The sequence below is a fragment of the Paraburkholderia sp. 32 genome, assembly GCF_050435345.1.
In the GTDB taxonomy this organism is placed as follows: Bacteria; Pseudomonadota; Gammaproteobacteria; order Burkholderiales; family Burkholderiaceae; genus Paraburkholderia; species Paraburkholderia tuberum.
The window spans coordinates 1,508,201-1,533,661 of record NZ_JBNDKD010000001.1 but is presented as its reverse complement, the minus strand read 5'-3'; the positions used below and the strand labels follow the sequence as shown (position 1 = coordinate 1,533,661).

29 protein-coding genes and 1 pseudogene are annotated in these 25,461 nt (G+C 62.2%); 10 read left to right on the top strand and 20 right to left on the bottom strand.

All coding sequences use genetic code 11. The features are described from left to right. Positions 1-198 precede the first annotated feature (198 nt). From OKW26_RS07285 to OKW26_RS07265, 5 genes are all read right to left on the bottom strand, one after another. Positions 199-1,620: an efflux transporter outer membrane subunit gene (locus tag OKW26_RS07285; protein WP_429353116.1), complete on the bottom strand. Its 1,422-nt coding sequence runs from the start codon at positions 1,618-1,620 to the stop codon at positions 199-201. Between the two features lie 9 nt (positions 1,621-1,629). After that, complete coding sequence (locus OKW26_RS07280) at positions 1,630-3,201, bottom strand: DHA2 family efflux MFS transporter permease subunit (RefSeq protein ID WP_429353115.1); 1,572 nt, start codon at positions 3,199-3,201, stop codon at positions 1,630-1,632. 7 nt (positions 3,202-3,208) lie between these two features. Further along, the gene (locus OKW26_RS07275) at positions 3,209-4,309 is read right to left on the bottom strand and encodes an HlyD family secretion protein (RefSeq protein WP_429353114.1); all 1,101 of its coding nucleotides are present in this window, start codon (positions 4,307-4,309) and stop codon (positions 3,209-3,211) included. Between the two features lie 81 nt (positions 4,310-4,390). Beyond that, positions 4,391-4,813 carry a MarR family winged helix-turn-helix transcriptional regulator gene (locus OKW26_RS07270; protein ID WP_184025155.1) on the bottom strand — a complete coding sequence of 141 codons (423 nt, stop codon included), beginning with the start codon at positions 4,811-4,813 and terminating at the stop codon, positions 4,391-4,393. 83 nt (positions 4,814-4,896) lie between these two features. Next, entirely contained in the window at positions 4,897-5,319 is a 423-nt protein-coding gene (locus OKW26_RS07265; RefSeq protein WP_090807156.1) for a MarR family winged helix-turn-helix transcriptional regulator, read from the bottom strand. A 418-nt stretch (positions 5,320-5,737) separates the two neighbouring features. On the opposite strand from OKW26_RS07265, the gene OKW26_RS07260 reads away from it, so the two are divergent. From OKW26_RS07260 to OKW26_RS07245, 4 genes are read left to right on the top strand one after another with little or no spacing between them, the layout of a single operon-like run. Beyond that, entirely contained in the window at positions 5,738-8,083 is a 2,346-nt protein-coding gene (locus OKW26_RS07260) for a TonB-dependent receptor (protein WP_184063506.1), read from the top strand. 21 nt (positions 8,084-8,104) lie between these two features. Continuing rightward, a complete protein-coding gene (locus OKW26_RS07255; RefSeq protein ID WP_090807159.1) occupies positions 8,105-8,728 on the top strand; it encodes a MotA/TolQ/ExbB proton channel family protein in 624 nt (207 codons plus the stop codon). After that, positions 8,728-9,126, top strand: coding sequence for an ExbD/TolR family protein (locus OKW26_RS07250; RefSeq protein WP_184007118.1), 399 nt, complete (start codon positions 8,728-8,730; stop codon positions 9,124-9,126). Before OKW26_RS07255 ends, OKW26_RS07250 begins: the two co-directional genes overlap by 1 nt. A gap of 31 nt (positions 9,127-9,157) precedes the next feature. Further along, positions 9,158-9,862, top strand: a complete 705-nt coding sequence (locus tag OKW26_RS07245; protein WP_429353113.1) for an energy transducer TonB — start codon at positions 9,158-9,160, stop codon at positions 9,860-9,862. Between the two features lie 7 nt (positions 9,863-9,869). On the opposite strand, the gene OKW26_RS07240 is transcribed toward OKW26_RS07245, so the two are convergent. Both OKW26_RS07240 and OKW26_RS07235 read right to left on the bottom strand, forming a co-directional pair. Beyond that, on the bottom strand, positions 9,870-11,594 hold the full coding sequence (locus OKW26_RS07240) for a tannase/feruloyl esterase family alpha/beta hydrolase (protein ID WP_429354190.1): 1,725 nt from the start codon (positions 11,592-11,594) through the stop codon (positions 9,870-9,872). Between the two features lie 243 nt (positions 11,595-11,837). After that, entirely contained in the window at positions 11,838-12,803 is a 966-nt protein-coding gene (locus OKW26_RS07235) for a GlxA family transcriptional regulator (protein WP_429353112.1), read from the bottom strand. A 110-nt stretch (positions 12,804-12,913) separates the two neighbouring features. On the opposite strand from OKW26_RS07235, the gene OKW26_RS07230 reads away from it, so the two are divergent. Then, entirely contained in the window at positions 12,914-13,204 is a 291-nt protein-coding gene (locus OKW26_RS07230; RefSeq protein ID WP_184025141.1) for a hypothetical protein, read from the top strand. Between the two features lie 58 nt (positions 13,205-13,262). Here the strand turns inward: OKW26_RS07230 and OKW26_RS07225 are convergent, their stop codons facing one another. Both OKW26_RS07225 and OKW26_RS07220 read right to left on the bottom strand, forming a co-directional pair. After that, positions 13,263-14,075 (bottom strand): DUF4377 domain-containing protein, encoded by an 813-nt coding sequence (locus tag OKW26_RS07225; protein ID WP_429353111.1) that lies wholly within the window; start codon positions 14,073-14,075, stop codon positions 13,263-13,265. Positions 14,076-14,348: 273 nt separating this feature from the next. Next, positions 14,349-14,882, bottom strand: coding sequence for a hypothetical protein (locus OKW26_RS07220; RefSeq protein WP_090807165.1), 534 nt, complete (start codon positions 14,880-14,882; stop codon positions 14,349-14,351). Between the two features lie 88 nt (positions 14,883-14,970). Between OKW26_RS07220 and OKW26_RS07215 the strand changes: the two genes are divergently transcribed. After that, entirely contained in the window at positions 14,971-15,903 is a 933-nt protein-coding gene (locus tag OKW26_RS07215; RefSeq protein WP_429353110.1) for a LysR family transcriptional regulator, read from the top strand. A 30-nt stretch (positions 15,904-15,933) separates the two neighbouring features. On the opposite strand, the pseudogene OKW26_RS07210 reads toward OKW26_RS07215, so the two are convergent. The 5 genes and pseudogenes from OKW26_RS07210 to OKW26_RS07190 all read right to left on the bottom strand — a co-directional run. After that, positions 15,934-16,011 (bottom strand): annotated as a pseudogene (locus tag OKW26_RS07210) (transposase); the annotation flags it as partial. 148 nt (positions 16,012-16,159) lie between these two features. Beyond that, positions 16,160-16,627, bottom strand: a complete 468-nt coding sequence (locus OKW26_RS07205; protein ID WP_184063493.1) for a universal stress protein — start codon at positions 16,625-16,627, stop codon at positions 16,160-16,162. A gap of 181 nt (positions 16,628-16,808) precedes the next feature. Continuing rightward, positions 16,809-16,994: a hypothetical protein gene (locus OKW26_RS07200; protein ID WP_090807171.1), complete on the bottom strand. Its 186-nt coding sequence runs from the start codon at positions 16,992-16,994 to the stop codon at positions 16,809-16,811. 296 nt (positions 16,995-17,290) lie between these two features. After that, entirely contained in the window at positions 17,291-17,515 is a 225-nt protein-coding gene (locus tag OKW26_RS07195) for a hypothetical protein (protein WP_184063490.1), read from the bottom strand. Positions 17,516-17,556: 41 nt separating this feature from the next. Beyond that, on the bottom strand, positions 17,557-17,769 hold the full coding sequence (locus OKW26_RS07190; protein WP_260321350.1) for a helix-turn-helix domain-containing protein: 213 nt from the start codon (positions 17,767-17,769) through the stop codon (positions 17,557-17,559). On the opposite strand from OKW26_RS07190, the gene OKW26_RS07185 reads away from it, so the two are divergent. Next, on the top strand, positions 17,701-17,943 hold the full coding sequence (locus OKW26_RS07185) for a helix-turn-helix domain-containing protein (protein ID WP_090807172.1): 243 nt from the start codon (positions 17,701-17,703) through the stop codon (positions 17,941-17,943). The genes OKW26_RS07190 and OKW26_RS07185 overlap by 69 nt on opposite strands. On the opposite strand, the gene OKW26_RS07180 is transcribed toward OKW26_RS07185, so the two are convergent. After that, entirely contained in the window at positions 17,930-18,157 is a 228-nt protein-coding gene (locus OKW26_RS07180) for a hypothetical protein (protein WP_260321343.1), read from the bottom strand. The genes OKW26_RS07185 and OKW26_RS07180 overlap by 14 nt on opposite strands. Positions 18,158-18,219: 62 nt before the next feature. Here OKW26_RS07180 and OKW26_RS07175 point away from each other — a divergent pair, with 62 nt between their 5' ends. After that, positions 18,220-18,522 carry a hypothetical protein gene (locus tag OKW26_RS07175; RefSeq protein WP_429353109.1) on the top strand — a complete coding sequence of 101 codons (303 nt, stop codon included), beginning with the start codon at positions 18,220-18,222 and terminating at the stop codon, positions 18,520-18,522. A gap of 187 nt (positions 18,523-18,709) precedes the next feature. Here the strand turns inward: OKW26_RS07175 and OKW26_RS07170 are convergent, their stop codons facing one another. The 5 genes from OKW26_RS07170 to OKW26_RS07150 form a co-directional block, all read right to left on the bottom strand. Then, on the bottom strand, positions 18,710-19,066 hold the full coding sequence (locus tag OKW26_RS07170; RefSeq protein ID WP_429354189.1) for a response regulator: 357 nt from the start codon (positions 19,064-19,066) through the stop codon (positions 18,710-18,712). A gap of 121 nt (positions 19,067-19,187) precedes the next feature. Beyond that, on the bottom strand, positions 19,188-19,811 hold the full coding sequence (locus OKW26_RS07165) for a response regulator transcription factor (RefSeq protein ID WP_429353108.1): 624 nt from the start codon (positions 19,809-19,811) through the stop codon (positions 19,188-19,190). Continuing rightward, complete coding sequence (locus OKW26_RS07160) at positions 19,808-21,784, bottom strand: sensor histidine kinase (protein ID WP_429353107.1); 1,977 nt, start codon at positions 21,782-21,784, stop codon at positions 19,808-19,810. Before OKW26_RS07160 ends, OKW26_RS07165 begins: the two co-directional genes overlap by 4 nt. 217 nt (positions 21,785-22,001) lie before the next feature. Beyond that, complete coding sequence (locus OKW26_RS07155; protein ID WP_429353106.1) at positions 22,002-22,769, bottom strand: hypothetical protein; 768 nt, start codon at positions 22,767-22,769, stop codon at positions 22,002-22,004. Between the two features lie 95 nt (positions 22,770-22,864). Further along, positions 22,865-23,230, bottom strand: coding sequence for a hypothetical protein (locus OKW26_RS07150; protein WP_429353105.1), 366 nt, complete (start codon positions 23,228-23,230; stop codon positions 22,865-22,867). Positions 23,231-23,240: 10 nt separating this feature from the next. On the opposite strand from OKW26_RS07150, the gene OKW26_RS07145 reads away from it, so the two are divergent. Together OKW26_RS07145 and OKW26_RS07140 are read left to right on the top strand one after the other, a co-directional pair. Then, on the top strand, positions 23,241-23,600 hold the full coding sequence (locus OKW26_RS07145; protein WP_311734744.1) for a hypothetical protein: 360 nt from the start codon (positions 23,241-23,243) through the stop codon (positions 23,598-23,600). Positions 23,601-23,696: 96 nt separating this feature from the next. Then, entirely contained in the window at positions 23,697-25,382 is a 1,686-nt protein-coding gene (locus OKW26_RS07140; RefSeq protein ID WP_429353104.1) for an arylsulfatase, read from the top strand. Positions 25,383-25,461: the final 79 nt, after the last annotated feature.

Genomic DNA, 25,461 nt, shown 5'->3' with positions numbered 1-25,461 from the left:
TCATGCGCGTCGCTGGCGGACGCATCTTCATGGTGCCGCGTATTCGGTGCTTGTGCAGGAATGTAGCAAAGATTGGGGGATCGGTTCCGGGGAGCGTTGCCAGCAGGCGGGTGGTGTCGGCCAGATGGTGCGTGCGAGGCACGATTGCGAAACGCTTGATCGGACTTCAACCCTCCATACGCTTTCATGTCGCTGCCTTCACTGCGCCGCCACCGTTTCCCCCTGCCCCCACCCGCCCCCCAGCGACCGGTACAGCGCGATCGCCGAAAGCGCGTGCTCGCGACGGGCCTGGTTGAGCGACTCCGAGTCGCGCAGATACGCTTCCTGCGCGTCGAGCACATCGAGGAAGCTCGACGCACCGCCCTTATACAGCTCGGTCGACAAACGCAGCGCGTGATTCGACGCATCGAGCGCACCGGCCAGGCGCTGCACCTGCACCGCGCCGCTGACGAGATCGCTGCGACTGTCCTCGACTTCCTTCAGCGCCTGCAACATCGTCTGTTGCAAGCCGAGCTGCGATTCGCGCATGCGGCTCTCGCTCGCGTCGATGTTCGCGGTGATGCGCCCGGCGTTGAAGATCGGGCTCGTCGCATTCAACGCAGCGCTGAACAGATTGTCGGTCAGCGTCGGCAAGCCAAGGTACGACGATGCGAGCAGCCCATTCGTCAGGTTGATCTTGAACTGCGGATAGCGCTGCGCCTTCGATACCCCCACTTCCGCCGCACGCTGTTCGACGAGCGCATAGGCGGTGCGCACGTCGGGTCGATGCAGCAACGCGTCGGACGGCAACACCTGCGGCGCGCTTTGCGCAGGCACCGGAATCTCGCGCGCGTTGGAAAGCAGCAGCGTATCGAGGCTTTCCGGCGTACGCCCCGAATACACGGCGATCAGACTCAGTTGATGCTGCACTGCCGATTGCATACGCGGAATCTGCGCCTGCAAGTCCTGCAACTGATTCTGCGCGCGGGCGACGTCGAGCTGCGTCGACAGGCCGTAATGCAGACGCTCCTGCGTGAGCTTCAGCGCGCGGCTGCGAATCTGCTCGTTGTCGTCGAGGATCTGCAATTGCGCCTGCGCCCAGCGTAGATCGATATACGCCGCCGCCGTGTTCGCGGCGAGCGCGAGCCGCAACTGGTTCAGCGCCGCAACGCTACCCGACACCTGCGCCTGCGAGGCGAGCACCGCGAGACGTTCGCCGCCGAACACGTCCGGCGTCCAGCTCGCGGCGAGGCCGAAGCCGGCCTGGCGCACATAGCCGAGCGGCGGCGGCGTGTTCTGCCGCTCGGTCGATGCGCCCGCGTTCGCATTCAGCTCCGGCAGCAGCGCCGCGCGATTCTGCGTCACCAGGTCCTGCGACTGCTTCACGCGTTCGGCCGCGGCCTGCACGTCGAGGTTGCCGGTCAACACCGATTCGATCAGCTGATGCATCACCGGGTCGCCGAATTGCGCCCACCAGGCATCGGTGTTCACGCTGTCTTGCGGCGCGTCGACGCTCCACGCGGCCGGCGCGAGCGTCTGCACCGTATGCGGCAAATCCGCGTGCGTCGCGGGTTGCACCGCGCAGGCCGCGAGCGTCAGGAACGCCGCGCTCGCCAGTAACTTCATCACGATTCGTTTCATGTTGGTCTCCTAATGGGCATCGGGCGGGGGCGCGCTGTTGCCGAACGGGCGCGAAAACAGCACGCTCAGCAAGCCGACCACGAAGCACAGCGCAACCGCCAAAAAGGCGTCCGAGAATGCGAGCACCAGCGCTTCGCGCATCAATGCCGCGTGCAATTCGGCGAGCCCCGCACTCGCGGCGTTCAAGACATCACCACCAACGGCCGACAGATACTCGGCCTGCTTCTGCAAGATCGATTCGACGACCGGACGGCCCGCATTCAGATGTTCGTCGAGCCGTTCGTAGTGCAGGTTCAGACGGTCGTTCAACATCGTGCTGCTGACCGCGATGCCGATCGCACCGCCGAGATTGCGCATCAGATTGAACAGCCCGCTGGCGGAGCGCAGCCGCGACGGCGGCAACGCACCCAGCGCCATCGTCACGATCGGCGGAATACAGAATTGCTGGCCAATTCCGCGCAACGCTTGCGGAATCAGCAACTGCTGCCAGCCCCATTGGTTCGTCAACGGCACGTACAGATAGCAGCCGATCCCAAACAGCGCGAGTCCGAACACCATCAGCATGCGCATATCGACGAAGCGCGCGAGCGTCGAGTAGGCGGCCAGCGCGAGCAGCTGAAAACAGCCAACGGACAGCAACGCGAGACCAATCTGCAACGAATCGAAGCCGCGCACGCGCGCAAGAAACACCGGCGTCAGAAACACGGTGCAGAAGATGCCGATCCCGGTAATGAACGACAGCAGACTGCCGATACCGAAATTGCGCAACGCCAGTGCGCGCAGATCGACGATCGGTTCCTTCGCGGTGAACGCATGCACGAGGAACAGAAACCCGCAGATGGCCGCGACCCACGCGCACAGCACGATCACGTCGTCGCCGAACCAGTTTTTGCGCGGTCCCTCTTCGAGCACGTACTCGAGGCAACCGAGAAAACCCGACATCAGCAGGATGCCGAAGTAGTCGCCCTTTTTCAGCAAGGACAGATCGACCTTGTCGATATGCACGTACTTCGGCACCAACAGCGTGACGGCGACGCCCGGTACCAGGTTCAGATAGAACAGCCAGTGCCACGACCATTGCGACGTGATCCAGCCGCCGATCACCGGGCCGATCGTCGGCGCAAGCGACGCAAGCGCGCCGATCGTCGTCGACGCGATCAAACGCTGCTTGCCGGGAAACAGCACGAACGCGGTCGTGAACACGGTCGGGATCATTGCGGCACCGAGCGCGCCTTGCAGACCGCGAAACAGGATCATCGAGTTGATGTCCCACGCGAGACCGCACAGCATGCTGGTGACCGTGAAGCCGAACGCGGAGAAGGTGAAGACCCAGCGCGTCGAGAACACGCGCGTGAGCCACCCCGACATCGGAATCACGATGATCTCCGCGATCAGATACGAGGTCTGCACCCAGGAGAGTTCATCCTGACTGGCGGACAGTCCGCCGCCGATATCGCGCAGCGACGATGCGACGATCTGGATATCGAGCGTCGCCATGAAAAAGCCGACGCACATCAGCGCGAATGCGAAGACCTTGGTGCGGGTCGGCTGGTCGGCGGGGTTGTCAAAAGCGTGAGCCATGATCGGTTCATCCCTGCGCGGCCGGATGGCCCGCATCGAGGTGCACTTTCACGGTCGCGGACAGGCCCGGACGCAGCACGCCCTGCATGTCCTTCGGCACGTCGAGGCGCACGCGCACCGGCACGCGCTGCACGATCTTCGTGAAGTTGCCGGTCGCGTTTTCCGCCGGCAAGACGCTGAAGGTCGCACCGGTCGCCGGTGCAAGACTGTCGACCACGCCGTGCAGCGTCGTGCTCGACGCATCGAGTTCGACGTCGACGCTGTCGCCCGAATGCATTTTGCGCAGCTGATCTTCCTTGAAGTTCGCGTCGATCCATAAACCGCTCGCCGGCACGACGGTCAGCAGCGACACGCCCGTGTTGGCGAGCAGCCCAACGCGAGCCGTGCGATTGCCGACATAGCCATCGATCGGCGAGCGGATCGTCGTGTACTCGACGTTCAACGCGGCAACGCGCTGCGCGGCCTGCGCGGTCGCGATGCGCGCTTTCGCGTCGCCGATCTGAGCGTCGAGCACCGCGATCTGGCGTTGCGCCGCGAGCAGCGCCGCGCTGCTGCGATCGACCGCGGCGCGGGCTTTGGTCAGATCGGCGTCGGCCTTCTCGACGACCTGGTTCGACACCGCGTCGTCTTTCACGAGCTCGCGATAGCGCGTCTCATCGGCGGCGCTGCGTGTGAGCTCGGCGCCCGACGCGCGGACCTCGGCGGCCTGCTCGTTGATCGCCGCGAGTTGCAGTGATTTCTTCGCTTCGAGTTCGGTGACGGCGGCCTGCGCGCTCTCCACTTCAGCGCTGGCCTGGGCGAGGCGCGCGTCGTAGTCGCGGGCATCGAGACGCACGAGCACCTGGTTGGCGTGCACGAACTCGTTGTCGTGCACGAGCACGTCGGTGACGAAGCCGTTGACCTTCGGCGCCATCACCGTGACGTCGCCGCCGACGTACGCATCGTCGGTGCTCTCGACGAAGCGGCCGACGAAGAACCAGTACGAAATGGCAAGCGCCAACACGACGAGAACGGAGAGGATCGCGAGCAGCATCCACGGGATACGCCGCGCCTGTCTGGCGGGTTGTACCGCGCTTGGCGGCGCGACGGTCGAAGGAGTTATGGACATGGTGTCGATATGTGCGTATGCACTCTTCAGATTGAAAAAAACGGCGCAGTGCGCCGGCCTCCGCTATCTTCAGCGTTTATGTCAAAGCGTATCCCGGGTGATCGCAAACAGCTCGGTGCGCAGTGCAGCCGCGCGCTCCTCGCCGAAGCGGTGCTCGAACTCGGCCTGTGCGGCATACCAATGAGCGCGGCCTGCGTCTTGCCGCTCTTCGCCCGCGGCGGTCAGCGAGATCAGCAGCGCGCGCGCATCCGCGCCCATCGCCTCGCTCGACACCAGCCCGTCGCGTCGCAGCGGTTGAATCGTACGGACCAGCGTGGTGCGCTGCATGCGCATGGCCTCGGCAATCTGCTTCATCGTCATCGGACCGGTGCGCTTCAGGCGCCCCAGCAGCGAAAACTGCGTGATGGTCAGCCCGACATTCGACAGATGCCGGTCGTAGATCTGCGATACGTGACGCGCGGCCTGGCGGATCGCAAAGCAGTCGTCGTCGAAAAGCGCTTCCATTCGCTGCACTTCCTTTGCTCGTTAGTGCATATGCACATTAAGCGGCGTCATAAAACCCGCCGAAGCGGGTTCCTACGCGCGATCTAACCGGTGATGCTGAACAGCTCGGTACGCAGCGTCTTTGCGCGGGCGCGGCCGAACTTCTTTTCGAATTCGTCCTGTGCGGCGCGCCATGCGACGGAGGCCTGATCGAACGTCGTCTCGCCTTTTTCCGTCAGGCTGAACAGCAACGTGCGGTTGTCGTGGTCCGCCGCCTCGGCCAGCACGAGGCCGTCGCGCTGCAGCGGCTTCATCGCGCGGACCAGCGTGGTGCGCTCCATCACCATCGCGTCCGCGAGCTCCGCCATGGGCAGGTTCGGTGTGCGCGCGAGCTTGGCGAGGATCGTGAACTGCGCAGCGGTCAGCCCGACGCTGCCGAGATGGCGCTCGTACATCTGCGTGACGTGCCGCGCCGCCTGGCGCAGCGCGAAGCAGTTGCATTCGTCGTAGGAGAGAGGACGGTTCATGGTGCGAAGTTTATGTGTGCATATGCACTGTGTCAAGTTTTTCGAATGGCAACGGGCAAATGGCTCACCCGTTGCGCTACGGCGGCCTTCATCTTGCGACTTGCCAGCTGTAATTGTTATGTTATAACATGACCAAAAATTGGCGCTCCAGCCCTGCCGTTTTTCACACCGGCCCACTGCGACGTCCAACAAAATCCGTCCGACCTATGAGCGGACAGTCCATGCTCAACGACCACTTATGACCGTCATCGCCATTACCGTTCTCATCGAAAAGTAGGCCTGATCGACGGGCCTGCTATCGCGCGTCGTCAACCTCCAGTTCGCCTGTCCTTCCCCTGCCCGGCCAGGGGCGAGGTGGGTGAGCTTTTGCCGAACGCTTCTGTTCATCAACGCATCGTCCTTAGCGCGAGCAACAACAATGAAAAACCGCACACTGACCGCACAGGCGGCGATCGTGTTCTGTACCGCCATCTCGAACGCATGGGGTGCACCAGGCAACGCCATGTTGACGGGCACGGTCTCCGATCCCGCGGGCCATCCCGTCGCTCACGCGAAAGTGGAGGTACAGGACGCGAGCGGCGCCTCCATCGGCGCGTCGAACACGGACACGTCGGGCCACTTCTCGATCGACGGCGTGGCGCCCGGCACGTATGCGGTCGTCGTCACCGCGGCCGGTTTTGCAAGCGGCAGCAGCATCGCGACCGCCCAGTCCGGCGCCCCGGCAAGCGTCAGCGTACAACTGCAAAAGAGCGATACACTCGACGTGCAGGTCAACGCACAACGTCTGAACGCTGCCCGCAACGGCTTGCTGCCCGAAACGGGCAGCAGCGTCTATCGCTTCACGCAGGCGGACATCGACACGATGCCGGCGGGCGCGAACACGCCGCTCAATCAGGTGCTGCTGCAAGCGCCCGGCGTCGCCAACGACTCGTACGGCCAGCTGCACGTGCGCGGCGAGCACGCCAATTTGCAATACCGGATCAACGGCATCATCATTCCGGAGCCGATCAGCGGCTTCGGCCAGTCGCTCGACACGCGCATCATCGATCAAATGAACCTGCTCACTGGCGCCCTGCCCGCGCAGTACGGCTACCGCACAGCCGGTATCGTCGACATCCGCACCAAATCGGGCGACATGGGCAGCGGCGGCTCGATCGACGTATTCGGCGGCAGCCATCAGACCGTCAAAACGAGCGCCGACGTGTTCGGCAGCGAGGGACCGTTCAGCTACTACCTGAGCGGCTCGCTCGGCATGAACAATCTCGGCATCGAGAATCCGACGGCGAGCGCCAGTGCGATTCACGATCACACGCGCCAGGGCAATGCATTCGGCTATCTGTCGTATCTGCTCAATCCGCTCACTCGTGTGAGTCTGTTGTTCGGCGCGACCAGCAACCAGTTCGAGATTCCGAACACGCCGGGGCTCACGCCGAACTTCGCGCTCAACGGCCACAGCACGTTCGATTCGTCGCAACTAAACGAAACGCAATCGGAGCTGAACAATTTCGCGGCGCTCGCGCTTCAAGGCACCAACGGCGGCGCGCTCGATTACCAGGTCGCCTTCTTTACGCGCTATACGCGCACGAAGTTCAACCCCGATCCGATCGGCGACCTCATGTTCAACGGGGTAGCATCGGAGGACTTCCATAGCAACACAGCCAACGGCGTGCAGGTCGATACGACCTGGCGCATCAACGACAGTCACACGGTTCGCGCGGGCGTCTTCTTCCAGCAGGAACACGCGATATTCGACAATAACGTGTCTGTGTTCCCCGCCGACGCGGACGGCAACCAGCTCTCCGACGTGCCCTTCAACATCCAGGACAGCAGCAGCAAGACCGGCTATCTGTACAGCCTGTACGCCCAGGACGAATGGAAGCTGACCGACCGGCTCACGCTGAACTATGGCTTGCGCTACGACCGCATGGACGAGTACACGAGCGCGAGCCAGTTGAGCCCGCGCGTCGGCCTCGTCTACACGCTCACGTCGTCGACGACGCTGCACGCCGGCTACGCGCGCTACTTCACGCCGCCGCCGTTCGAACTCGTGTCCGGCTCGACGATATCGAAGTTCGACGGCACGACGAATCAGAGTTCGGTAACGCAGAACGATCCTGTACAGCCGGAACGCAGCCACTATTTCGATCTCGGCATCACGCAGAAACTCGGCCCTGCGGTCACGCTCGGACTCGACGCGTACTACAAGAAATCGACCGACCTGCTCGACGAAGGACAGTTCGGTTCCGCGCTGATCTACACGCCGTTCAACTACCAGTACGGCAGAACGTATGGCGTCGAATTCACCGCCAACTACAAACAGGACAATCTCTCCGCGTATCTGAACCTCGCGTATAGCCGCGCGCAAGGCAAGAACATCAACTCCGCGCAGTTCAATTTCGGTGCGGACGAACTGGCGTACATCTCGAACAACTGGGTGTACCTCGATCACGACCAGCGCGTGACCGCATCGTTCGGCGCGGCATACGACTTCCACCAAACCACCTTCACGTTCGACGGAATCGTCGGCTCCGGCCTGCGCAGCGGCTTTGCGAACACCGACCGCCTGCCCGTCTATGCGCAGTTCAACCTCGGCGTAATCCAGCACTTCAACGAGCCGATGATCGGCAAGTTCGACGCGCGTCTGGTGGTGATCAACGCATTCAACCGCGTGTACGAGTTGCGTGACGGCTCGGGCATCGGCGTCGGCGCGCCGCAGTACGGTCCGCATTTCGCGGTTTATGCGGGCGTGACCAAGTACTTCTGATCGACGGCAGGGAGAATCATCATGCAGGAATGGACAGGCTTTATCGCGGCGATGCGCACCGGCGGATGGATCATGTATCCGCTCAGCGTGCTCGGCGTGCTCGCATTGACCATCATCATCGAGCGGGCGTATGTGTTTGCCCGCTTCGCAAGCGCACCGGCGCGTGTTTTGCAACCCACGTCGTCAGCCGATGACAACCGTCTCGACCGCCTCGCCCCCCACCACGCGTTTCGGCGCATGGCCGCGCCGTGGCTGTCGGAATCAGACTCGCCGCTGTGGCTGCGCGAGGCGTCGGCGCAATCGATCGCGTCACAGATCGAGCGCGACATGGGCCGCGGTCTGTGGCTACTGGAGACGATCGTCACGGCGGCGCCGCTGCTCGGCTTGCTCGGCACGATCGTCGGGATGATGAAGTCATTCCAGCTGTTCGGCGGCAATGGCCTCGTCGATCCGGGCGGCGTCACGGGCGGGGTGGCGCAGTCGCTGGTGGCGACCGCGATCGGACTCATCGTCGCGGTCTTCGCACTGTTCGCGTTCAACTATTTTTCACGGCGGCTCGAGCGTCTGATGGATGAACTCGAACTGTTCGCCAACGCGCGACTCAGCGCGCTGCGCCTGCAACAAGAGGCGCGAGGCGAGCGCTGATGAAACTCAAACGCTCGCGCGCCTCGCGGCGCGGCCGAATCGAAATCATTCCGATGATCGACGTGATGTTCTTTCTGCTCGCGACCTTCATGCTCGCCTCGCTGGCGATGCAACGTCTCGACGCGGTGCGGATCAATCTGCCTTCGGGACGCGCGCAGCCGATCAGCACGAGCGAGCCGCTGACGATATCGGTGAACGGCAACGACGAGGTCTCGGTCAATCGCCACGTCGTTCGCGCGGATCAGATCGAGCCTGAAGTGAAGCGCCTGCTGCGCGCGGACGGCAACGTCGTCATCGCGGCCGACGATCACGCGGGTCACGGCGCGGTCGTGCAGGCCATGCTCGCGGCACGACGTGCGGGCGCCGAACACTTTCTGATCGCCGTGCATCGTGATTAAAGCTTGCCGCGAGCTGTCCGAGGGGCACGCTGTGGGAACGCTGGGTACCGCCGTCGCCTGTCTGATCTCGCTGGGTATCTGGCTTCTGGTGCTGGCGGCGCTCTCGTCCGGGTTGCTGAAGTCGAGTCAGCCAGCCCCACCGCCTGCTCCACTGGATATGCGCGTGGTCGTGCTCGACGAGCCTGCGCCGCCTGAATCCCGTCCGTCGCAAACTCCGGTTGCGGTTCCAGCGGAACAGGCGCCACGGCACGCGCAGACGCAATCGCGTACCTCAGCGCATCGCGCGGTGCCGCCTGTGCCAACCAGGCCGCAGACGCTGACGACGCCCGCTGCCGCAGCGCCGTCGGCACCGGTTGCTAGTCAGGCACAACGCCCGTCGCAAGATGATCAGCCGGAACAAACGGCCGCCGCGGGATCGCAGCAATCGTCCGCACAGCACGACGCCGCTCCAGCCGCCTCGGCAAGCTCCAACACCGCCGCCCGCTCCATCTCGCAACCGCTACCGACGCTGCCCGACGACTTGCGCGAGCAGGCCTATCAGACGATCGCGACAGCCCGCTTCACGATCCACGCCGACGGCTCGGTCGATGTCGAGCTCATTCACGCGACGCCGAACCCCCGTCTCAATCAGCTGCTGCTCGACACGTTGCGGCGCTGGCGCTTTTTTCCCGCGCTGCGCGATGGCCGGCCCGTCGAAAGCACGCAAAACATCCGCGTGCATTTCAACGTCAGTTGAACAGCGCCTACTGGCTTGCGCAGGTGAAATTCGCCGCGACGTTCACGTCGCCCGAGCCGTTATAGCGCGGAAAGGTCGGATATTGGCACAGCGGCCGTGTGCGTCCGGGCACGCCCGCCGTATCGGCGACGATCTGCGCGGGCGGCACCACGCCGTTTTCGACCCAGTTTTCGAGCGTCGTCAGCGAATCCCACGACGCGTTGAACACGGTGCTGAGCGCATGGCCATAGCCGGGAATCTCGTAGAAGCGCACGAAGTTCGCCACGGTGGACACGCCCATCGTCGCTTGCAGACGCTGATAGTACTGCTCGGTCGAACGCGTGCTGACGAGCGCGTCGGCCATGCCGTGCGCCATCAGGATCTTGCCGCCCTTCGCATTGAAGGCCGACAGATCCGTCTTGTTGACGTCCTGCAGGCCCGTCAGCTGACTGATGCGCGCCTGCAGACTGCCCGGATTCTGCGGATCGACGGCGAGCGAGTTGTAGTTCGGGTCGCGCGTGACGAAGTAGCGGATCCACTGGTCCCAGAACACGCTCAGATACGGCGCGGTCGTGGGCATCGGCGATGCGGGCTGTGACATGCCGAGCGCGAGCGTGGTCACTGTCGGCTGCAACGCCGAAGGATTCGCGATGCCGAGATCGGCGCCGTACACGTTGAAGCCCGGATACTGCGTCTCACCGCTCGCGAGCGTGTAGCCGAACGTGATCGGCGTGTTGTACACGTTCAGCGCCGCGATCTGCGCGTCGGACAGACAGGTGTCGCCAGTATCGGCGCCGCCCGCGCAACGCAGCGGCGCGCCGTTCAGCGTCGCCGTCGCGGGATTGAAGGTCGCGTTGCACGCGGCGACGTTGCTGATCAGACCGTCGGCAACGCCGTCGAGCGCGTCGCAACTCGCGAGCACCGTGTCGAGCAGCACCTTGCGCTTCGCCTGGTCGAGATAGGCACCCGGCGCCGCCAGTGCGCGTGTGATGCGGCCGAACTGCAGATCGAGGCTCGCGGCCGCCCATGCCGGATACAGCACGATCGAGCCGTCCCAATCCTGCGGCCAGCGTTGCACCACCGCCAGCGCCTCGCGTCCGCCCGACGAGCCGCCCGCGAAATACGCCCGCTTCGGCGCCTTCACCGCGTAGCGCGCGTCGATCAGATAGACGGCCGCGTCGCGGGTTTTCTTCAGTGCGTCGCCGTTGAAGTTCTGCATCGCTTCGTCGTTCACGCCGAACGACGCGTCCTCGCTGCCGAGCGCATTGGCCTCGTGTCCCGAGTCACTCGCGAACACCGCGTAGCCGCGGCCAAGCGGAGTCAGTTGCGCGGTCGGGCCGGCCGGCACGTTGCCTGTCGGCGCGGGAATCGTGCCGTCGTAGCCGCCGCCGCCGAACATCATGATCTTGCTGTTCCAGTTGGTCGGCATCGCGATCTGGAATTTGATTTGCGGCGCCGCGGGATCGACGGGACTGATCGCGCCGCTGACGAGGCAATACTCGCCGGTCGCTTGCGCGCCCGAGCCGGACGCGGGCATCACGGTCGCCGCAGTCACAGTCGCGCCAGTGGTCGGCAAACCGATTGCTGACGCCGGCACGTTCTTGCCGGTCAACTGCGCGCAGCCAAGCGGCGCGGCGGCGGTCGACTGAATGTTGTCACTGCCCCCACAGCCGCTCAACGATAGAACCGCGAGCAATGACGCGACGGAAATGACCGGAACAAAAGAGAAGGATGACGGAACGGCGCGCTGCATGGGCATGACTGTCTCCATCTTGGTTTAGAGACGCGGTCGCACGAGTCGGCTTCATCTCGCACGCCGTGTCTGCGCTGGGGGATGTGAGGCGCGAAGGTATACGGCAATGCGGTGCATAGCAAGCGGCGTGCCGCGAGCCGCCGGCGGGCCACGCATGCATTGCAGCCAGGCGTCGGTTGCGATCCGGAAAGCGCGTAAGAGTCGACTTTGCAATCGGCTTCGCTGCCGCGCTCGCGATAGCCTTCAACGCAGATCCGCACGAAGATCGCGCACGCCTTTGCCGAGCCGTTGGCGCAACAGCGTGCGCAACGTGGCACCGTCGACATAGCCGACCTCGGCCGCAATCGCGTCGATGCCGAGGCCGCTGCCATGCAGCAGCGACTGCGCATACTCGACACGCAGGTCCTGAAAGTAAGCCAATGGCGATTTGCCGAGCACGTCCTGGCAACGACGCTGCAGCGTACGCGCGCTCGTCGCCAGTGCGGCCGCAGCATGCTGCAGCGAGAACCCTTCCTTCAGATGATCGCGCGCCCATCGCTCGAAACGCTGAATCAGCGGATCGGCCTGAGCCAGATGGTTCGGGATGATGTACGGCGCCTGCGATGAGCGCAGGTCGGCGAGCAGGTAGCGCGACACGAGCGTAGCCAGCTCGGGGCTCGCGCGGCGGATCAACCACAGCGCGAGATCGAGATGCCCCATCGCCGCGCCCGCAGTCACACCGACGTCCGATGGCACCAGCATGCGCGACTCGTCGAGCAACACGGCCGGATAGCGTTGCCGGAACAATGGACCCAGCCACCAGGTCGTGGTCGCTTCGCGATGATCGAGGAGTCCGGTTTCCGCGACGAGGAACGTGCCGATGCACGACGCGGCGATCAACGCGCCCTGTGCATGCCATGCCAGCATCTGCGCCCTGGCGTCGCGCACGTCCGGCCGCTCGAGCGCGGGTACCAGCTGCTCCGGCGTACCGGTACTGAGCGCGGGAATGATCACCCAGTCCGGCTTCAGGTCCGCGGTGATCGCTTGCACGGGGATGGTCAGCCCCTGCCCTGAGCGAACCTTCTTGCGCACGCCGACGACCGACAGTTCGAAGTGCGGCCGCCCGCCCATCTTCGCGGCCGCGAACCGGTTGGCGAGCGAGAACGCGTCGAGCATGACGGTGAGACCGGTGTCGAACAGCCCCTGCAAGGCGAGCACGGCGGTGCGCATGGCGTAAATGACCCTAAAGTTGTCATTTGCGACGATACAGCTTTTCCCGGCCGAGGGCTACAGTGAGCCCCGTTGTACATCGCAACCAACGTCGACCCAGGAGGTCACTGATGAAAGTTTTCGCCATCGCAACCGCACAACCGACCCTCACCCCGGACAAGCTCCAGCAGCACATGCCCCACGAGGTGCCGGCCACGCTCCAGCTTTATCTCGACGGCAAGGTCGAGCAGTTCTGGTTCCGCGACAAGGCCGGACCGATTTTCCTGATGAACGTCGGGTCGGTCGACGAGGCCAAGGCAATACTCAACGCGTTGCCGCTCGTGGCTGACGGGCTGATGAAGTATGAATACCTGCCGGTGGGACCGCTCGCGCCGCTGGGGCGGCTGATTCAGAAGGGGTGAAGTCACGCTGGTGGGGAGCCGTGCCGCCAATGTGCCTGGCGGCACGTTTGAAGAAGCATTACTGCCCGACCTTCTCCGATTCGACGACCAGGTCGAGCACATAAGCGACCGACGGCCCATCGGCAGGCGGGTTCCTGACTGTGAAACGCTTCACGCGCACGACGTTACGGATGCCCGGCGTGTGCGTATAGCCTTCGATATCCTGATTCAACGGGTGCCACGGACCAGGCGTGCCGGTCGCCAGGCCCTGCTCGTCGAAGAAGCGATCGCGCACGAGCAGACATTGCGCGTTCGGCATCAACGGATGGTTGCACGGCACGGACTGCGCCGCCACTTCAAGGAACGCTATTTGACCGGGGCCGCCGTAGCGCATCTCGGCCGTGGGCACACCGGTAAAGCTCAGCGTGTCGCCGCTATCGGTGACCAGTTGCAGGCTCGGCGCGTTGTCCCGTGCGAGCAGGGTCACGTTGACGCTGCCGCGCACACGCTGCGAGATCGCATCGTCGAGTGCGGCAAGCGCGGCATCGTGGCAGGCCATCATCGTGCTGACCATCGGGCCGATCTGCAAATACCCTTTCCTGACGGTGTAACCCGCTCCCATGCTGTTGCAGCTATTGACGACGGTGATCCGGTACGGACTGAAGTCGAGCTGCACTGGCCTGTCTGGGCGGACGAACAGGGCATCGATGTGCGTGCCATTGCGATCGATCGCGTTGTTCAGCTGCCAGTGGTATCGGGTCAACAGATCGGTGCCGGTCGGCGACGCCGGGTTGGCGGCCGCCGTGGTTGCCGATGGCGCCGGCGCTGTCACTTCCGGTGCCTGTGCGCAGGCGGCGAGAACGAGCGGCAGCAATAGCATGCGGTATTTCACGTCGGCACCTCGCTGAGTTCAGTGGTCGTTCCGGGCGTTTGCTCGCGTCGTCGGACCAAGGGGCGCGAGAATCAGCTCGCATGCACGAAAGCCGGAAGTGCCAGTGAAGGGTACCACCCGGCCGCATCAGGCCGGGTTTGCGCACCTGCTTCGTTCAGGCCGCGAGCATCGACTCGACGACCGACAGCATAACGCAGGTGGAAGGCGTAAAAACGTCGCTCGATGCTGATCGGATTCCTCGTTACGTGGCCGAACTGCGCCCAGTGCAGCAGGCTACGCCTGGGAGATGTCACGGCCGACGGAAGGACGGGCGTGACGCCGCTTCAGCCGAGGGCGCAACATCAGATAGAAGGCGGCAACATGCGTGATCGCCAGCGTCGGCACATAGATGATCGGAATCGCGTACAAGGCGCCCAGCTCGCCTGCATGCGCGGGCAGATCGGCCGCGGTTGCGTGGTAGTAGTCGATGATCAGGTCGGCCATACCAACAAGATTGAAAGCGACGACGAACGACCAGAAAAGCGGACGTATCCGGGCCGTCAGCAACGCCAGCATCGCCAGCACCCCCGTGGCGAAATCCCCATAGGCGGCGAACACGGCGAAGCTCGCGGACAGTTGCGGACTGACGACACCAGGCAACAGAAAGGCGAGCCCGAAGAAGCGGAAGCTGTGCAACGTGGCGATCGCGCGTTGCGCGTCGAATGGAGCCATCGACTTGAGCTTCGGCCACACGTAGGTGCCGAAGCACAGCAGCCAGGCGAGATAGCCCAAAACGAGGTGCAACTGGAACAGAAGTCGCGATGACATGGTGCCTCCTTGTCAAGTGTTGGACGCGCAGGTGTTAGGTGTACCATCGTCTCGCGCGGGTGACTATTCCTCACAATGTTGACAGGCTATGAAGCAGAACTTCACAGTCAGGCAGGGCGCGCTCGACGGCGTCGAAGTCTTCCTCAGCGTTGCCGAGCATCGCAGTTTTCGCGGGGCCGCCGCGCAACTGGGCGTGACGCCGTCGGCCGTCAGTCAGGCGGTGCGTGTGCTCGAAGCCCGCCTCGGTGCGACGCTCTTCATCCGCACCACGCGCAGCGTCGGCTTGACCGAAGCCGGCGAGCGCTTTCTCGCTCGGGCCAAGCCCGCCTTCGAGGAACTCGTCGCCGCCGGCGAGGTGGCGCGCGGACTCGGCGAGCGACCGTCCGGCCTGTTGCGTCTTTCCGTGCCGCGTGCAGTCGTGCCGATCCTGCTGGAGCCGCTGATCGCGTCATTCTGCAAGGCCAATCCCGAGGTCGAGGTGGAAATAGCGGCCAGCAAGGAGCTGATCGATCTCGCGACGGAAGGCTTCGACGCCGGCATCCGGCTCGGTCAGTTCGTCGCCGCCGACATGGTCGCGGTGCCGCTCACGGCACCGTTCCGTTTTGTCGTCGTGGGAAGTCCTGCCTATTTCGCGGCGCGCGGCCGCCCCGAGCAAATGGACGATCTGCGCGAGCATGCATGCATTCGCTGGCGGCGCTCCAGCGGCGCGCTCGCGTTGTGGTCGTTCAACGACAACGGCCAGCCGATCGAGATCGCCGTCTCCGGTCCTTTCATCGCCAGCGATTTTGCGAGCGTGCTGGGCGCGGCGATCGAAGGCGTTGGCCTTGCCCAGCTACCCGAGCCGATGGTCGCCGAGGGGTTGCGAACGGGAAAGCTGGTGCACGTTCTGAAGGCGTACGCGCCGATGGTCCCGGGCGTGTTTCTCTACTATCCGAGCCGCCGCCAGATCATGCCGAAGCTGCGTGCGTTCATCGATCATGTCAAGAGCCGCGCGACGCGCTCGATGCCTGGCGACAGTTGACGAAGTTGATGATGTCGTCGAGGAAGCTCAAAGGTCTTCGCATAGCCGTCGCTCGGACCGGACACCGAAGCAGTAACCCACGATCAGCATGCGAATCATGAGCTCCGGCGTTTCGGCAGCGAGCTGATAGGCGCGGCCATGCGAGCTTTTGTTCGTCAACGCAAGCGTTCTCAGCGTCTCTACGCTCAAGCCGCTTCCAGCTTGCGAGATCGGTCGCGTTTGTCCTGAGCCCATCATCTGCAGCAGTTTGCGGATTTTATGCCGATGGTGCTTCGCTCTCATGCCGCGATTTTTTCATCGTCGCCGGATCGCGCACGATGGTGACCGCGCACGGCGCGTAGGCGAGCACCTGGCGCGCGACCGAACCGATCAGCCAGCGATCGAACGGCGTATGTCCGCGATGCCCCACCACGAGATGGTCGATAGCATGCCGCTCCGCGTACAGCACGATCTCCTTTGCCGGCGGGCCGACCACGAGATCGAACTCCACGGCCCCGATCGAAGCGGCGAGCTTCGCCTTGATGTCGTCGAGGATCGCGGTGGCATGGCGCACTTCCAGATCGATCAGATTTTTTCGCTCAACTTCTATCGCACCCCAGTCCGGCGTGCGCGCGACGACGAGCACATGCAAGCGCGCGTCGAAACGCTTCGCGAGATCGACCGCGAAAGCAACGGCATATTGCGCGGACGCCGACCCGTCATAACCTACCAGCACGTTCTGCATGATCTGCTCCTGTGCGATTCAAACTGGGCCGTGACTTTGTTGGACGAAATGCATCGAGCCATTTGCGTGAACCGCGAGCGCTCCCCGACTTCACGGCGTCGGCGCGAAAGCATGCGCGAACCACTCGCGAACCCGCCGCGTGGATTGTCATGCGGACGACGTCGGCACCGGCGGTGTTGAATCAGTTGTCGTCGCTTCTGGACGGGAGGTGCTCGTGAGGCTCGGGCTCTGCCGCGTCGGCGTTAGGAAGGTCGTCTGGGGCCGGATTTTTCAGGCCCTTCGGATCGGGCTGGCGAGTCTTGCCGGCGGAAGTTTTCGCGGGGTCGAGAGAGGTGCCGGTCGGCTCAGCGGATGGATTGGAGGTCATGATGTGCTCCTGCGCTGATGAATACAGCTTCTACCATGATAGTTCACCTGGCCGATTTGAGTCATACGCGCTGTCACGCCAGCACTACTGTCACGCCCGCCCGCTGTTTCTAGCCACGCTAACCACAGGATCGCCCCGCGCGCCTTTTGTTGCCGCTGGCGGTGCACGCAAGCGGGCCTACCGAGGAAAATTCCGCGTTCCGAACCACACCGAAAAAAGCACAGGAAGAAACGCCCGCCGGCCCACGTGAGGACGCGGGCGGGAGTCGTAGGTTGATGGAATCATTGCACATAGCCTTACTGCGGGCCGGCGCCTTGCTTGAAAGCATCACACGGCAACTGCCAGTCAATGGGCAACGTCGGGATCGACTCGGGGTAGTCCGATGACAGTGCCAAATGGGCCACCGTCTCGTCGTACTCGTAAGCCTTACCCTCGTTGGCCAACTGATGCACCGTCGTCCGGCACACGCGCCCGATGATTGGCGTAGTTCGGCCCCAGTTCCAGCCGTTCGACACGGGCATTCAAAATCGTTTAAAACGTAGTCAGACATGACTCTTTCTCGTCACTCACCCTGACGGGTACTCTTGCGATAGTCAAAAGGACTACTGCCGGTCCAATGTTTAAATGCGCGGCAGAAACCGGTGGCGTCGGAAAAGCCAAGATCGAACGCCGGCACTGCCACGCTCGTGTTCGAGTTTGTCAGCCGATGGACAGCGATATCCCTTCGCAGTCCGTCTTTCACGAGCTGGAAGACTGGACATTCAGCGCATTTCATCACGGTTCCATCGTGGCTAAAACGCGCGACTATCTTGAACAGAATATTGCGCAGCCGGTAACCATACAGGATCTTGCGCAGGCATTGCACACATCTGTACGCACGCTCAACCGTAGATTCGCAGAGGAAGGAACGCACCCGAGTGCCCCCGCGCACCAGACTAGCGATAGTTGACGAAGTCGATCAGGTCATTGAGGAACCAGGGCAGAATAAGTTGCGTGTCGGAATAGCTGGTGCCGACAGTGAGTCTCGGTGGTCTTGACGTGGAGTCAGCGGACGGTGCGGCGTCTGGAACATGCAGGATGTAGGCGTTCGTATCGACCGCCGGCTGATTGTTCGCCGGAGTCGATGTGCAGCCGGTAGCGAGAACGACGAGAACTGCTGCCAAGCAACGAGACTTCATGAGCGGGTGAACTCCGGCGACGTTTTCTACATTATGGCTGAACTGACTTGAATACCGGCAACGAACTGAACCCCATCGCAAAGTCAACACCGTTACGCCCAGTGTCGTCCGATGTGCGCCCGCCGCCGACGATCGTCCCAGGGCTGGTGGCCGAACAGATGTACCCGGACGAGCTACACAATGGACCGAACCGCCTGAGTGCGCGACTAGGGCTCGCGCAGGTGGTCGGAAGAAAACAGAAGCACGCACTCGAACAGCGTTATGGTTTTCGCCGCCTTGATGTAATCACCCGGTGGGAGCAGCAATCGCAGGGCTTATCTGGACCGCACAGCCACGGCGAAGGAACGTGATGGCCGGATTGCCGGCGCGAATTCGCTAGACTGACGCGGATGTCGCCGGCCGGCCAATTTGAGACGATCGCCCGGCAGCCCTGAATGTCCGCTTGCAAGTTTGCTACGGCCCGACGCGATACCACATCGAACGTCACGTCGCGCAAATTTCTCAAAGCTGGTCAGCCGGCATATCCGGAGTGCGATGTCACGGAGCCGGACCGCCGCCTGGTGCCACCCGCGAAATCGCGTCGAGAAGATCTTTGGCTACAAACGGCTTGATCAGCAATTCCTGGCCGCCAGCGCACGCGACGGCGCTGCGCGTTTCCGGATTGTCGTGCGAGGTGATGAACACGGCTGGAGGACGACGATAACCGAGCTGCTCGTAGAATCGGGGCCCTGAAATACCGGGCAGTTGAACGTCCAGCACAAGGCAGTATGGTACGCGCATGCAGTTCGCGTGGGAGTATGCCTCGGCGCTGCCGAACAACAGGATGTCGAAGCCCGACACGCGCAACAGGCGCTGCAATGCCCGACCCATGCCGGCGTCGTCTTCGACGATCACGATCAACTGTCTGGTATGGTTCATTGCCCGCCAAGGTCTCGTGCCTCAAGTTTCGTGTGAGCCAAGGTCCGGCGCTATCAGGGCATGGGGCAATCCGGTTGCCCTTTGGGGCAAGCCGGGTTCAGGTCGAGGCGTGTGCGCGAACAATTGGCTCAGCCAGTATCACCAGATCGGCGAACGAATTGGCGTGCAGCTTGCGCATGAGGTCGGCCCGGCACGATTTGATGGTTCGTTCGCTCACAGCCAGTTCCGCGGCGATCTGCTTGTTAAGGCGACCAGCGACAATGCCGCGCAGTACCACAAGCTCGCGCGCGTTCAGATGGTGTGCGTCGGCCAGTTTGCCTGGCTCGGCCGGAGAAGGAACAACGACTGCGGTCGCGAGCGCATTGTCTATCGCGGCGAAGAGAGTCTGCGCCTCGATTGGCTTGACGAGGAAGTCGCATGCACCTGCCTTGATCGCCATCACCGTTCTGGGAATATCACGGTGCGCGCTGATGAAGACGATTGGCATCTGCCTGCCCAGCCGTTGCAGTGCGTGCTGCAAGTCGAGGCCGTCCGGGCCGGGCAGCTCCAGGTCCAGCAGCAGGCAGCCTCGCGACGGGTCAAGGTCTGCGACGAGGAATTCCCCGGCGCTCGAGTAGCCCTTCACCGTGTACCCCGCTTGAGTCAGTAGTCGCGTCAAGGCGGTGCGCATGGCGGGATCATCGTCAACGACATGGATGACGGCTCCGGCGTGATGGATCACGATTGTCCTCCTTGTGTCATCGGCCGAGCCTTCAAGGCGGCCTGTTCAGTGGATGTATCGAACTCCGCCCGAACTGATGAGAGCGTGTGTCCCTCGACCGCGGGAAGCCACACGGTGAATACACTACCGCCGCCATCTCGAGGCGCGCCCCAGACCCGTCCACCGTGCATTGAGACGATAGTGCGCACAATCGAAAGTCCAAGTCCCATGCCCTGCGGTTTGGTCGTGAACAGCGAGTCAAAGAGCCGTTCTGTGGCATCTGCCGGAATGCCGTGCCCACGGTCGGCGACGATCAGCTCGTAGCCTTTTCTCGCCACCCGGGTCGAGATGGAGACAATGCGCTCCGCGACGGGCGTCTCCTCCATCGCGTCCATTGCATTAACGACGAGATTGACCAGTACCTGCTGAAGTTGCACGCGGTCGCCTAGCACGCAGGCGTCTTGCGCCGCTAGATTCGACTCGACGGCGATGCGTCTGCGTCGCGCTTCGAGACCGAGCAAGGCCAGCCCTTCGTCGAACGCCGAATTGAGGTCGAGTGGGACCAGGTCGAGTGTATGCTTTTGCAGGAGCGCCCGAAGTCGCTGCACCACCTGGTTTGCGCGAAGCGCGTCCCGACGTATGTCCGCAAGGATAGAGTGAAGTTCGTCCTCCTCGGGCTCGTCTTCGAGCATCATGCCGGCCGCGTCCGCATTGCTGAGAATCGCGCCAAGCGGCTGGCCGATTTCATGTGCGACAGATGCGCTCAGTTCACCCGCTGAAGCGAGCCGTGCCGCGCGAGCCAGTTCGTCGGATCGCAGCGTTGCTTCATCCTCGGCGATGCGGCGGCGCTTGCGCTGCCAGAGCAAAGCCGCAATGGTCAGCGCCTGCAGCAAAACAACTGCAGCCGCGCCGAGCACGATTACCCGGTACTCCCGCCAGAGCGAAGGGCGCACGTTGATCAACTCACAACCATCGGGCAGTCCGGTCGCGTGTAGCCCGAATCTCTCGATCATCCCGAGGTCCGCAATGCAGTGAGACATGCTGGCCGATGAGACGGCACCTTGGCGGGGCGCCTTGCCGAGCAGAATCGATGCGGCGAGCGCCCCGGTACTACGGCCATTGGCATCGAAGCTGACCACCGAACCCGCCGTCATCCCGTGACCGATATAGGTGGGATACCAGCCATATATCGGGGCGCCAGAGACCTTTGCCATCGGCTCGACGACCTCGTAGGGAAAAAAGGTCCGACCGGTGCGATCGCGATACATCGTCGTATAGAGGACGGCCGCGTTACGGTCGAGCGCGGCAAGGCGCTGCTGCAGTTCGGGGACGGCCAGGCCGCTCCACACATCGACGGTCCACTGGCGTGACATGCGCGCACGCGCCGTATCGGCAGCGCGCTGCGCGAACCGGAGGTCCAGTTTCGCCGAGCCGGACACTATGACGAGACGCCGTGCGCCCGGTTGAAGAGTCTCCGCTAGCGCGAGAGTCCCATCGACATCGAAATCCGTCGGCACGTAGGCGAAGGCCGCAGGAATGTCTTTTTTCCGGCTTTCCGCGACACTGGAGATCACGACCGGTACGCCCGGCCAGATCTCGTCGTGGTAGCGCTTCGTAAAGTCGAGTGCAAAGTCTGCTAACCCGATCACTACGTCGACCTGTTTATGTTCGTATTTCCTCTTCAGAAGCGCCAGAAAGCTCGGCATCAATTCGGCGTTGTCGAATCGTAAATCGTCAAGTGAGTCTGTGTAAAACTCCACACCGCCCGGAGCGGCAGCGGCAATCGAATGGCGTATCGCGCGAATCTGCTCCTGGGCCGCCGGCTGGGTGGGGTCCGCGCCTGGCAGAATGACCACCCGCCAGGTGTGTTCCGCATTAGCGCACGTGCAGAAACCGAGCATGACCAGAAACACGCAAAGCATAATGCGAGCCTGCGCGAAGACTCGCCGCGCGCGGGCTGCCGCAACGATCGTCGGGGCGCTTTCCTCTTTCATGGCTCTGACAGGACAGGGCGTCGTGCCAACTATGCCAGAGCCTTTCGCCATCCGAATAGCTTTTGCCAGTTAATTGTCTGCTAAAGACTACTGTTTTCCCTTGATACGCAAAGCACATCATCTATTCGCAGACCGCATAATCGCAATGCGCTGTTGACAGCGCAGTGCAGCATTCGTGCGATAGCCTATATAGTCGCCGATGAAATGGCCAACGGCATCACGGCTTGTGCAAAGACTGCGCGGTGCTAATCAGGTTTTGTGGGATCACACGGATGATGCCGTTGCGAGGGCTATCAATGTCTGCAATCAGCATGAACGAAAGCGACACGGTCAGCGGCATGATTAGCAGGAAGCGGCTTTTGCCGCTCGAATTCTTCACTCCGTAACCCACCAGGACATTGGCGAACACGCCAATCAGCAACATCATGATCCAGGCGGCTAACGGAATCCGGTTGAGCCATGCCGCCTGTGTGTAACCTTGTGTGTTGATCACGTCGTTCATGCCCGCCACCGCGAGGGCAACCACCGGAGTGGGCTGGGCAACAGCGCCGCTTCTGGCCGAAGTCCACAACCGGCCTTGCAGACCCGCGGTGGCAGCATAGATCTGCGCGACGCGCTGCGCGTCGCGAGTCTGGTAGTACTCGATTCGCAAGTCGAGATACCGGGCGAGGTCCGCGCGGATTGCGGCGGCTGTACTTTCCGGCAAAAGATCCGCTCGGATAAATTCCGTCCCGATGGCGTTGGCTTCTTCCTCTTCGTAATTCTTTCGCTGGTCGTAGCGACCTACCGCCATGGACAGACTGAAACCGATGACCAGCGCTAGCAGCGTCAGCGTGGCGGACTGAACAATCCTGAAGTCGTCGAGCGAGTCTTCGTCGAGCGTAATTCTCCTACGTAGGACCGAGTTTCCGAACTGGGCGGCCAGCGCCATCAGTGCGAAGGAAGCGACCAGCAGAATGAGGGGATGTCTGATGAGTTGCTGCATGCATTGCTCCCGGTGAATCCACTCGCCCGGCGCGTCACAGCCACGATGCGAGATTGCGGTAGGTACTTTATTAGGCATCACTCACTAGCGACCAGCTATTCAGGGGGTGCAGGGAGGGGGCCAAAGAAAATGGTCTTGAGCCTCTGGTGGCCGATCACTCGCGCCAGTTCGCCGATCGCGCAGTACATAAGAATCAGTGTCACAAGCAGAATCTGGATTGCCCAGAAACGCGCCCAGCTTATATCGGCGATCAGCGCACGATTTGCGACGATCAGGTTGGGGGCTTCCTTCCAGTACTCATATAGTCGTTCCAGATAGTGGACGATGAGCGCGACGATCGCATACATCAAGGTCTTCCACGACACATTCCAGATTAGCGGCTTATCGGGGATACGGTTGATAAACGGTAGCATATCGGCGACGAGAACCGATTTCCCTAGTATTAGCGAGGCGACCAGCACGGACGTCGTCGTGGGAATCGACAAGCCGGTGCCTTTTACCATCAGGCTGCGAATCAGCGACACAACATGGAGAATAAAAAAGAAAAAACAGAGTCGGCGGCATCGCCTTCATGATTTCGCGCTTGATTTTGCCGGGCAGCGTGCTCACGATCCGATCCTCTCTTCCACAGGCGGCTATCGATGGGAAGCCCGCCAGCGGCGGACGAGCGTCGTCATAACAGGTGAATTTCAGTTACCGTCCCGGCCGGGGACGCCGATGACGTATCGCCCGGCAACTGCACAGATCAATGTAGTGGCCATCTATGTGAAAGAAAAGGCACGAATCTCGTATTGCCCGAAGGGGCAATCGGCTTGCCCCAAGTACCTATAGCACCGCACTGCCTTCCGGGCAAAAAATGCGCAGTGTCGAACATGCTATCGCGCAGAGGGAATGTCGATACCTGTCAATTGATACCCGGGATACATGATGAAACCTGAAACATGCTTCGTGGCGCCAGCTAGGCCGGTCAAACGCGCGCCTTTCGCTTTGGTGGCCGCCGCGTTGTTGAGCGTTGCGATAAGCGGCCAGGCACAAACGGATTCGCAGCAGCCCACGCGGCCTAACATCGTGCTGATTGTAGGCGACGACGTGGGGTGGGGTGATCTTGGTGCCTACGGCGGCGGTGAGGGGCGCGGTATCCCGACTCCCAACCTCGATAGACTGGCTGATGAGGGCATGACATTTTTCGACTTCTATGGCCAGCCGAGTTGCACGCCTGGCCGGGCGGCCCTTCAGACCGGCCGCAATCCGAATCGCAGCGGCATGACGACCGTAGCGTTCCAGGGGCAAGGCGGCGGCCTGCCTCATGCGGAATGGACGCTGGCTTCCGTGCTGAAACTCGCGCACTACAGCACGTATTTCACGGGTAAATGGCACCTCGGCGAAGCGGACTACGCCCTTCCGAATGCACAGGGCTACGACGACATGAAGTACGTAGGCCTGTATCACCTGAATGCGTACACATATTCCGACCCCAAATGGTTTCCTGAGATGGATCAGCAGACCCGCGACCTGTTCATCAAGGTGACTACGGGCATGCTCTCCGGCAAGGCGGGTGAAAAGCCTCACGAAGACTTCAAGCTGAACGGCCAGTATCAAAATGAGCCAGACAAACGAATTGTCGGAATTCCGTTTGTCGATCGATACATCGAGAAAGCCGCACTCGACGATATCGACGATGCCGTCCAACGTGGACAGCCTTTCTTCATCAACGTGAACTTCATGAAGGTCCACCAGCCGAACATGCCCGATCCCGACTACATCGGCAAGTCTTTGTCGAAGTCCAAATACGCCGACTCGCTGGTTGAACTGGACGCGCGTGTCGGTCACATCATGGACAAGCTTCGCGAGAAAGGACTAGACAAAAATACGCTCGTATTCTTCACGACGGACAACGGCGCCTGGCAGGACGTTTATCCAGATGCGGGCTACACCCCCTTCCGCGGCACCAAGGGGACCGACCGCGAAGGTGGGGCACGTGTTCCTGCCATCGCGTGGTGGCCCGGAAAGATCAAACCGCACACGAGAAACTTCGACATCCTGGGTGGTCTCGACTGCATGGCGACCTTTGCAGCATTGGCGGGCGTAGATTTGCCCAAAAATGATCGTGAAGGCAAACCAATCGTGTTTGACAGCTACGACATGTCGCCCGTGCTGTTTGGCACAGGCAAGAGCAAGCGTAATGCGTGGTTCTACTTCACCGAAAACGAACTGACGCCGGGTGCCGTGCGGGTCGGACAGTTCAAGGCGGTGTTCAACCTGCGCGGAGATGGAGGCAAGGATACGGGCGGTCTGGCGGTGGACACCAATCTCGGCTGGAAGGGACCGGAGAGCTACGTCGCCACCGTTCCGCAAGTATTCGATCTGTATCAGGACCCTCAGGAGCGTTACGACATCTTCATGAACAACTATACGGAGCACACCTGGACACTTCCTACCTTCAATGCCGCGGTCAAAGGTCTGATGCAGACCTACGTCAAGTATCCGCCGCGCAAGCTGCAAAGCGAAGGGTATTCCGGGCCGATCACTCTCACACAGTACGAACGGTTCAAATACATTCGGGACGAACTGAAAGAGAATGGCTTCAACATCCCGCTGCCAACTGGAAACTGATCAGCTGAATGTGCCGGATGATCGGAGCGCCCTCCGCTTGTCCAGGGGTGGCAATGCGCGAGGTGATACTTTCAGCTGG

Bases quoted from the DNA above. Each gene is read 5' to 3' on its own strand.
- OKW26_RS07285 (WP_429353116.1), bottom strand. From the start codon at position 1,620: ATGAAACGAATCGTGATGAAGTTACTGGCGAGCGCGGCGTTCCTGACG.
- OKW26_RS07280 (WP_429353115.1), bottom strand. From the start codon at position 3,201: ATGGCTCACGCTTTTGACAACCCCGCCGACCAGCCGACCCGCACCAAG.
- OKW26_RS07275 (WP_429353114.1), bottom strand. From the start codon at position 4,309: ATGTCCATAACTCCTTCGACCGTCGCGCCGCCAAGCGCGGTACAACCC.
- OKW26_RS07270 (WP_184025155.1), bottom strand. From the start codon at position 4,813: ATGGAAGCGCTTTTCGACGACGACTGCTTTGCGATCCGCCAGGCCGCG.
- OKW26_RS07265 (WP_090807156.1), bottom strand. From the start codon at position 5,319: ATGAACCGTCCTCTCTCCTACGACGAATGCAACTGCTTCGCGCTGCGC.
- OKW26_RS07260 (WP_184063506.1), top strand. From the start codon at position 5,738: ATGAAAAACCGCACACTGACCGCACAGGCGGCGATCGTGTTCTGTACC.
- OKW26_RS07255 (WP_090807159.1), top strand. From the start codon at position 8,105: ATGCAGGAATGGACAGGCTTTATCGCGGCGATGCGCACCGGCGGATGG.
- OKW26_RS07250 (WP_184007118.1), top strand. From the start codon at position 8,728: ATGAAACTCAAACGCTCGCGCGCCTCGCGGCGCGGCCGAATCGAAATC.
- OKW26_RS07240 (WP_429354190.1), bottom strand. From the start codon at position 11,594: ATGCAGCGCGCCGTTCCGTCATCCTTCTCTTTTGTTCCGGTCATTTCC.
- OKW26_RS07235 (WP_429353112.1), bottom strand. From the start codon at position 12,803: ATGCGCACCGCCGTGCTCGCCTTGCAGGGGCTGTTCGACACCGGTCTC.
- OKW26_RS07230 (WP_184025141.1), top strand. From the start codon at position 12,914: ATGAAAGTTTTCGCCATCGCAACCGCACAACCGACCCTCACCCCGGAC.
- OKW26_RS07220 (WP_090807165.1), bottom strand. From the start codon at position 14,882: ATGTCATCGCGACTTCTGTTCCAGTTGCACCTCGTTTTGGGCTATCTC.
- OKW26_RS07215 (WP_429353110.1), top strand. From the start codon at position 14,971: ATGAAGCAGAACTTCACAGTCAGGCAGGGCGCGCTCGACGGCGTCGAA.
- OKW26_RS07205 (WP_184063493.1), bottom strand. From the start codon at position 16,627: ATGCAGAACGTGCTGGTAGGTTATGACGGGTCGGCGTCCGCGCAATAT.
- OKW26_RS07200 (WP_090807171.1), bottom strand. From the start codon at position 16,994: ATGACCTCCAATCCATCCGCTGAGCCGACCGGCACCTCTCTCGACCCC.
- OKW26_RS07195 (WP_184063490.1), bottom strand. From the start codon at position 17,515: ATGCCCGTGTCGAACGGCTGGAACTGGGGCCGAACTACGCCAATCATC.
- OKW26_RS07185 (WP_090807172.1), top strand. From the start codon at position 17,701: ATGGACAGCGATATCCCTTCGCAGTCCGTCTTTCACGAGCTGGAAGAC.
- OKW26_RS07190 (WP_260321350.1), bottom strand. From the start codon at position 17,769: ATGAAATGCGCTGAATGTCCAGTCTTCCAGCTCGTGAAAGACGGACTG.
- OKW26_RS07160 (WP_429353107.1), bottom strand. From the start codon at position 21,784: ATGAAAGAGGAAAGCGCCCCGACGATCGTTGCGGCAGCCCGCGCGCGG.
- OKW26_RS07155 (WP_429353106.1), bottom strand. From the start codon at position 22,769: ATGCAGCAACTCATCAGACATCCCCTCATTCTGCTGGTCGCTTCCTTC.
- OKW26_RS07140 (WP_429353104.1), top strand. From the start codon at position 23,697: ATGAAACCTGAAACATGCTTCGTGGCGCCAGCTAGGCCGGTCAAACGC.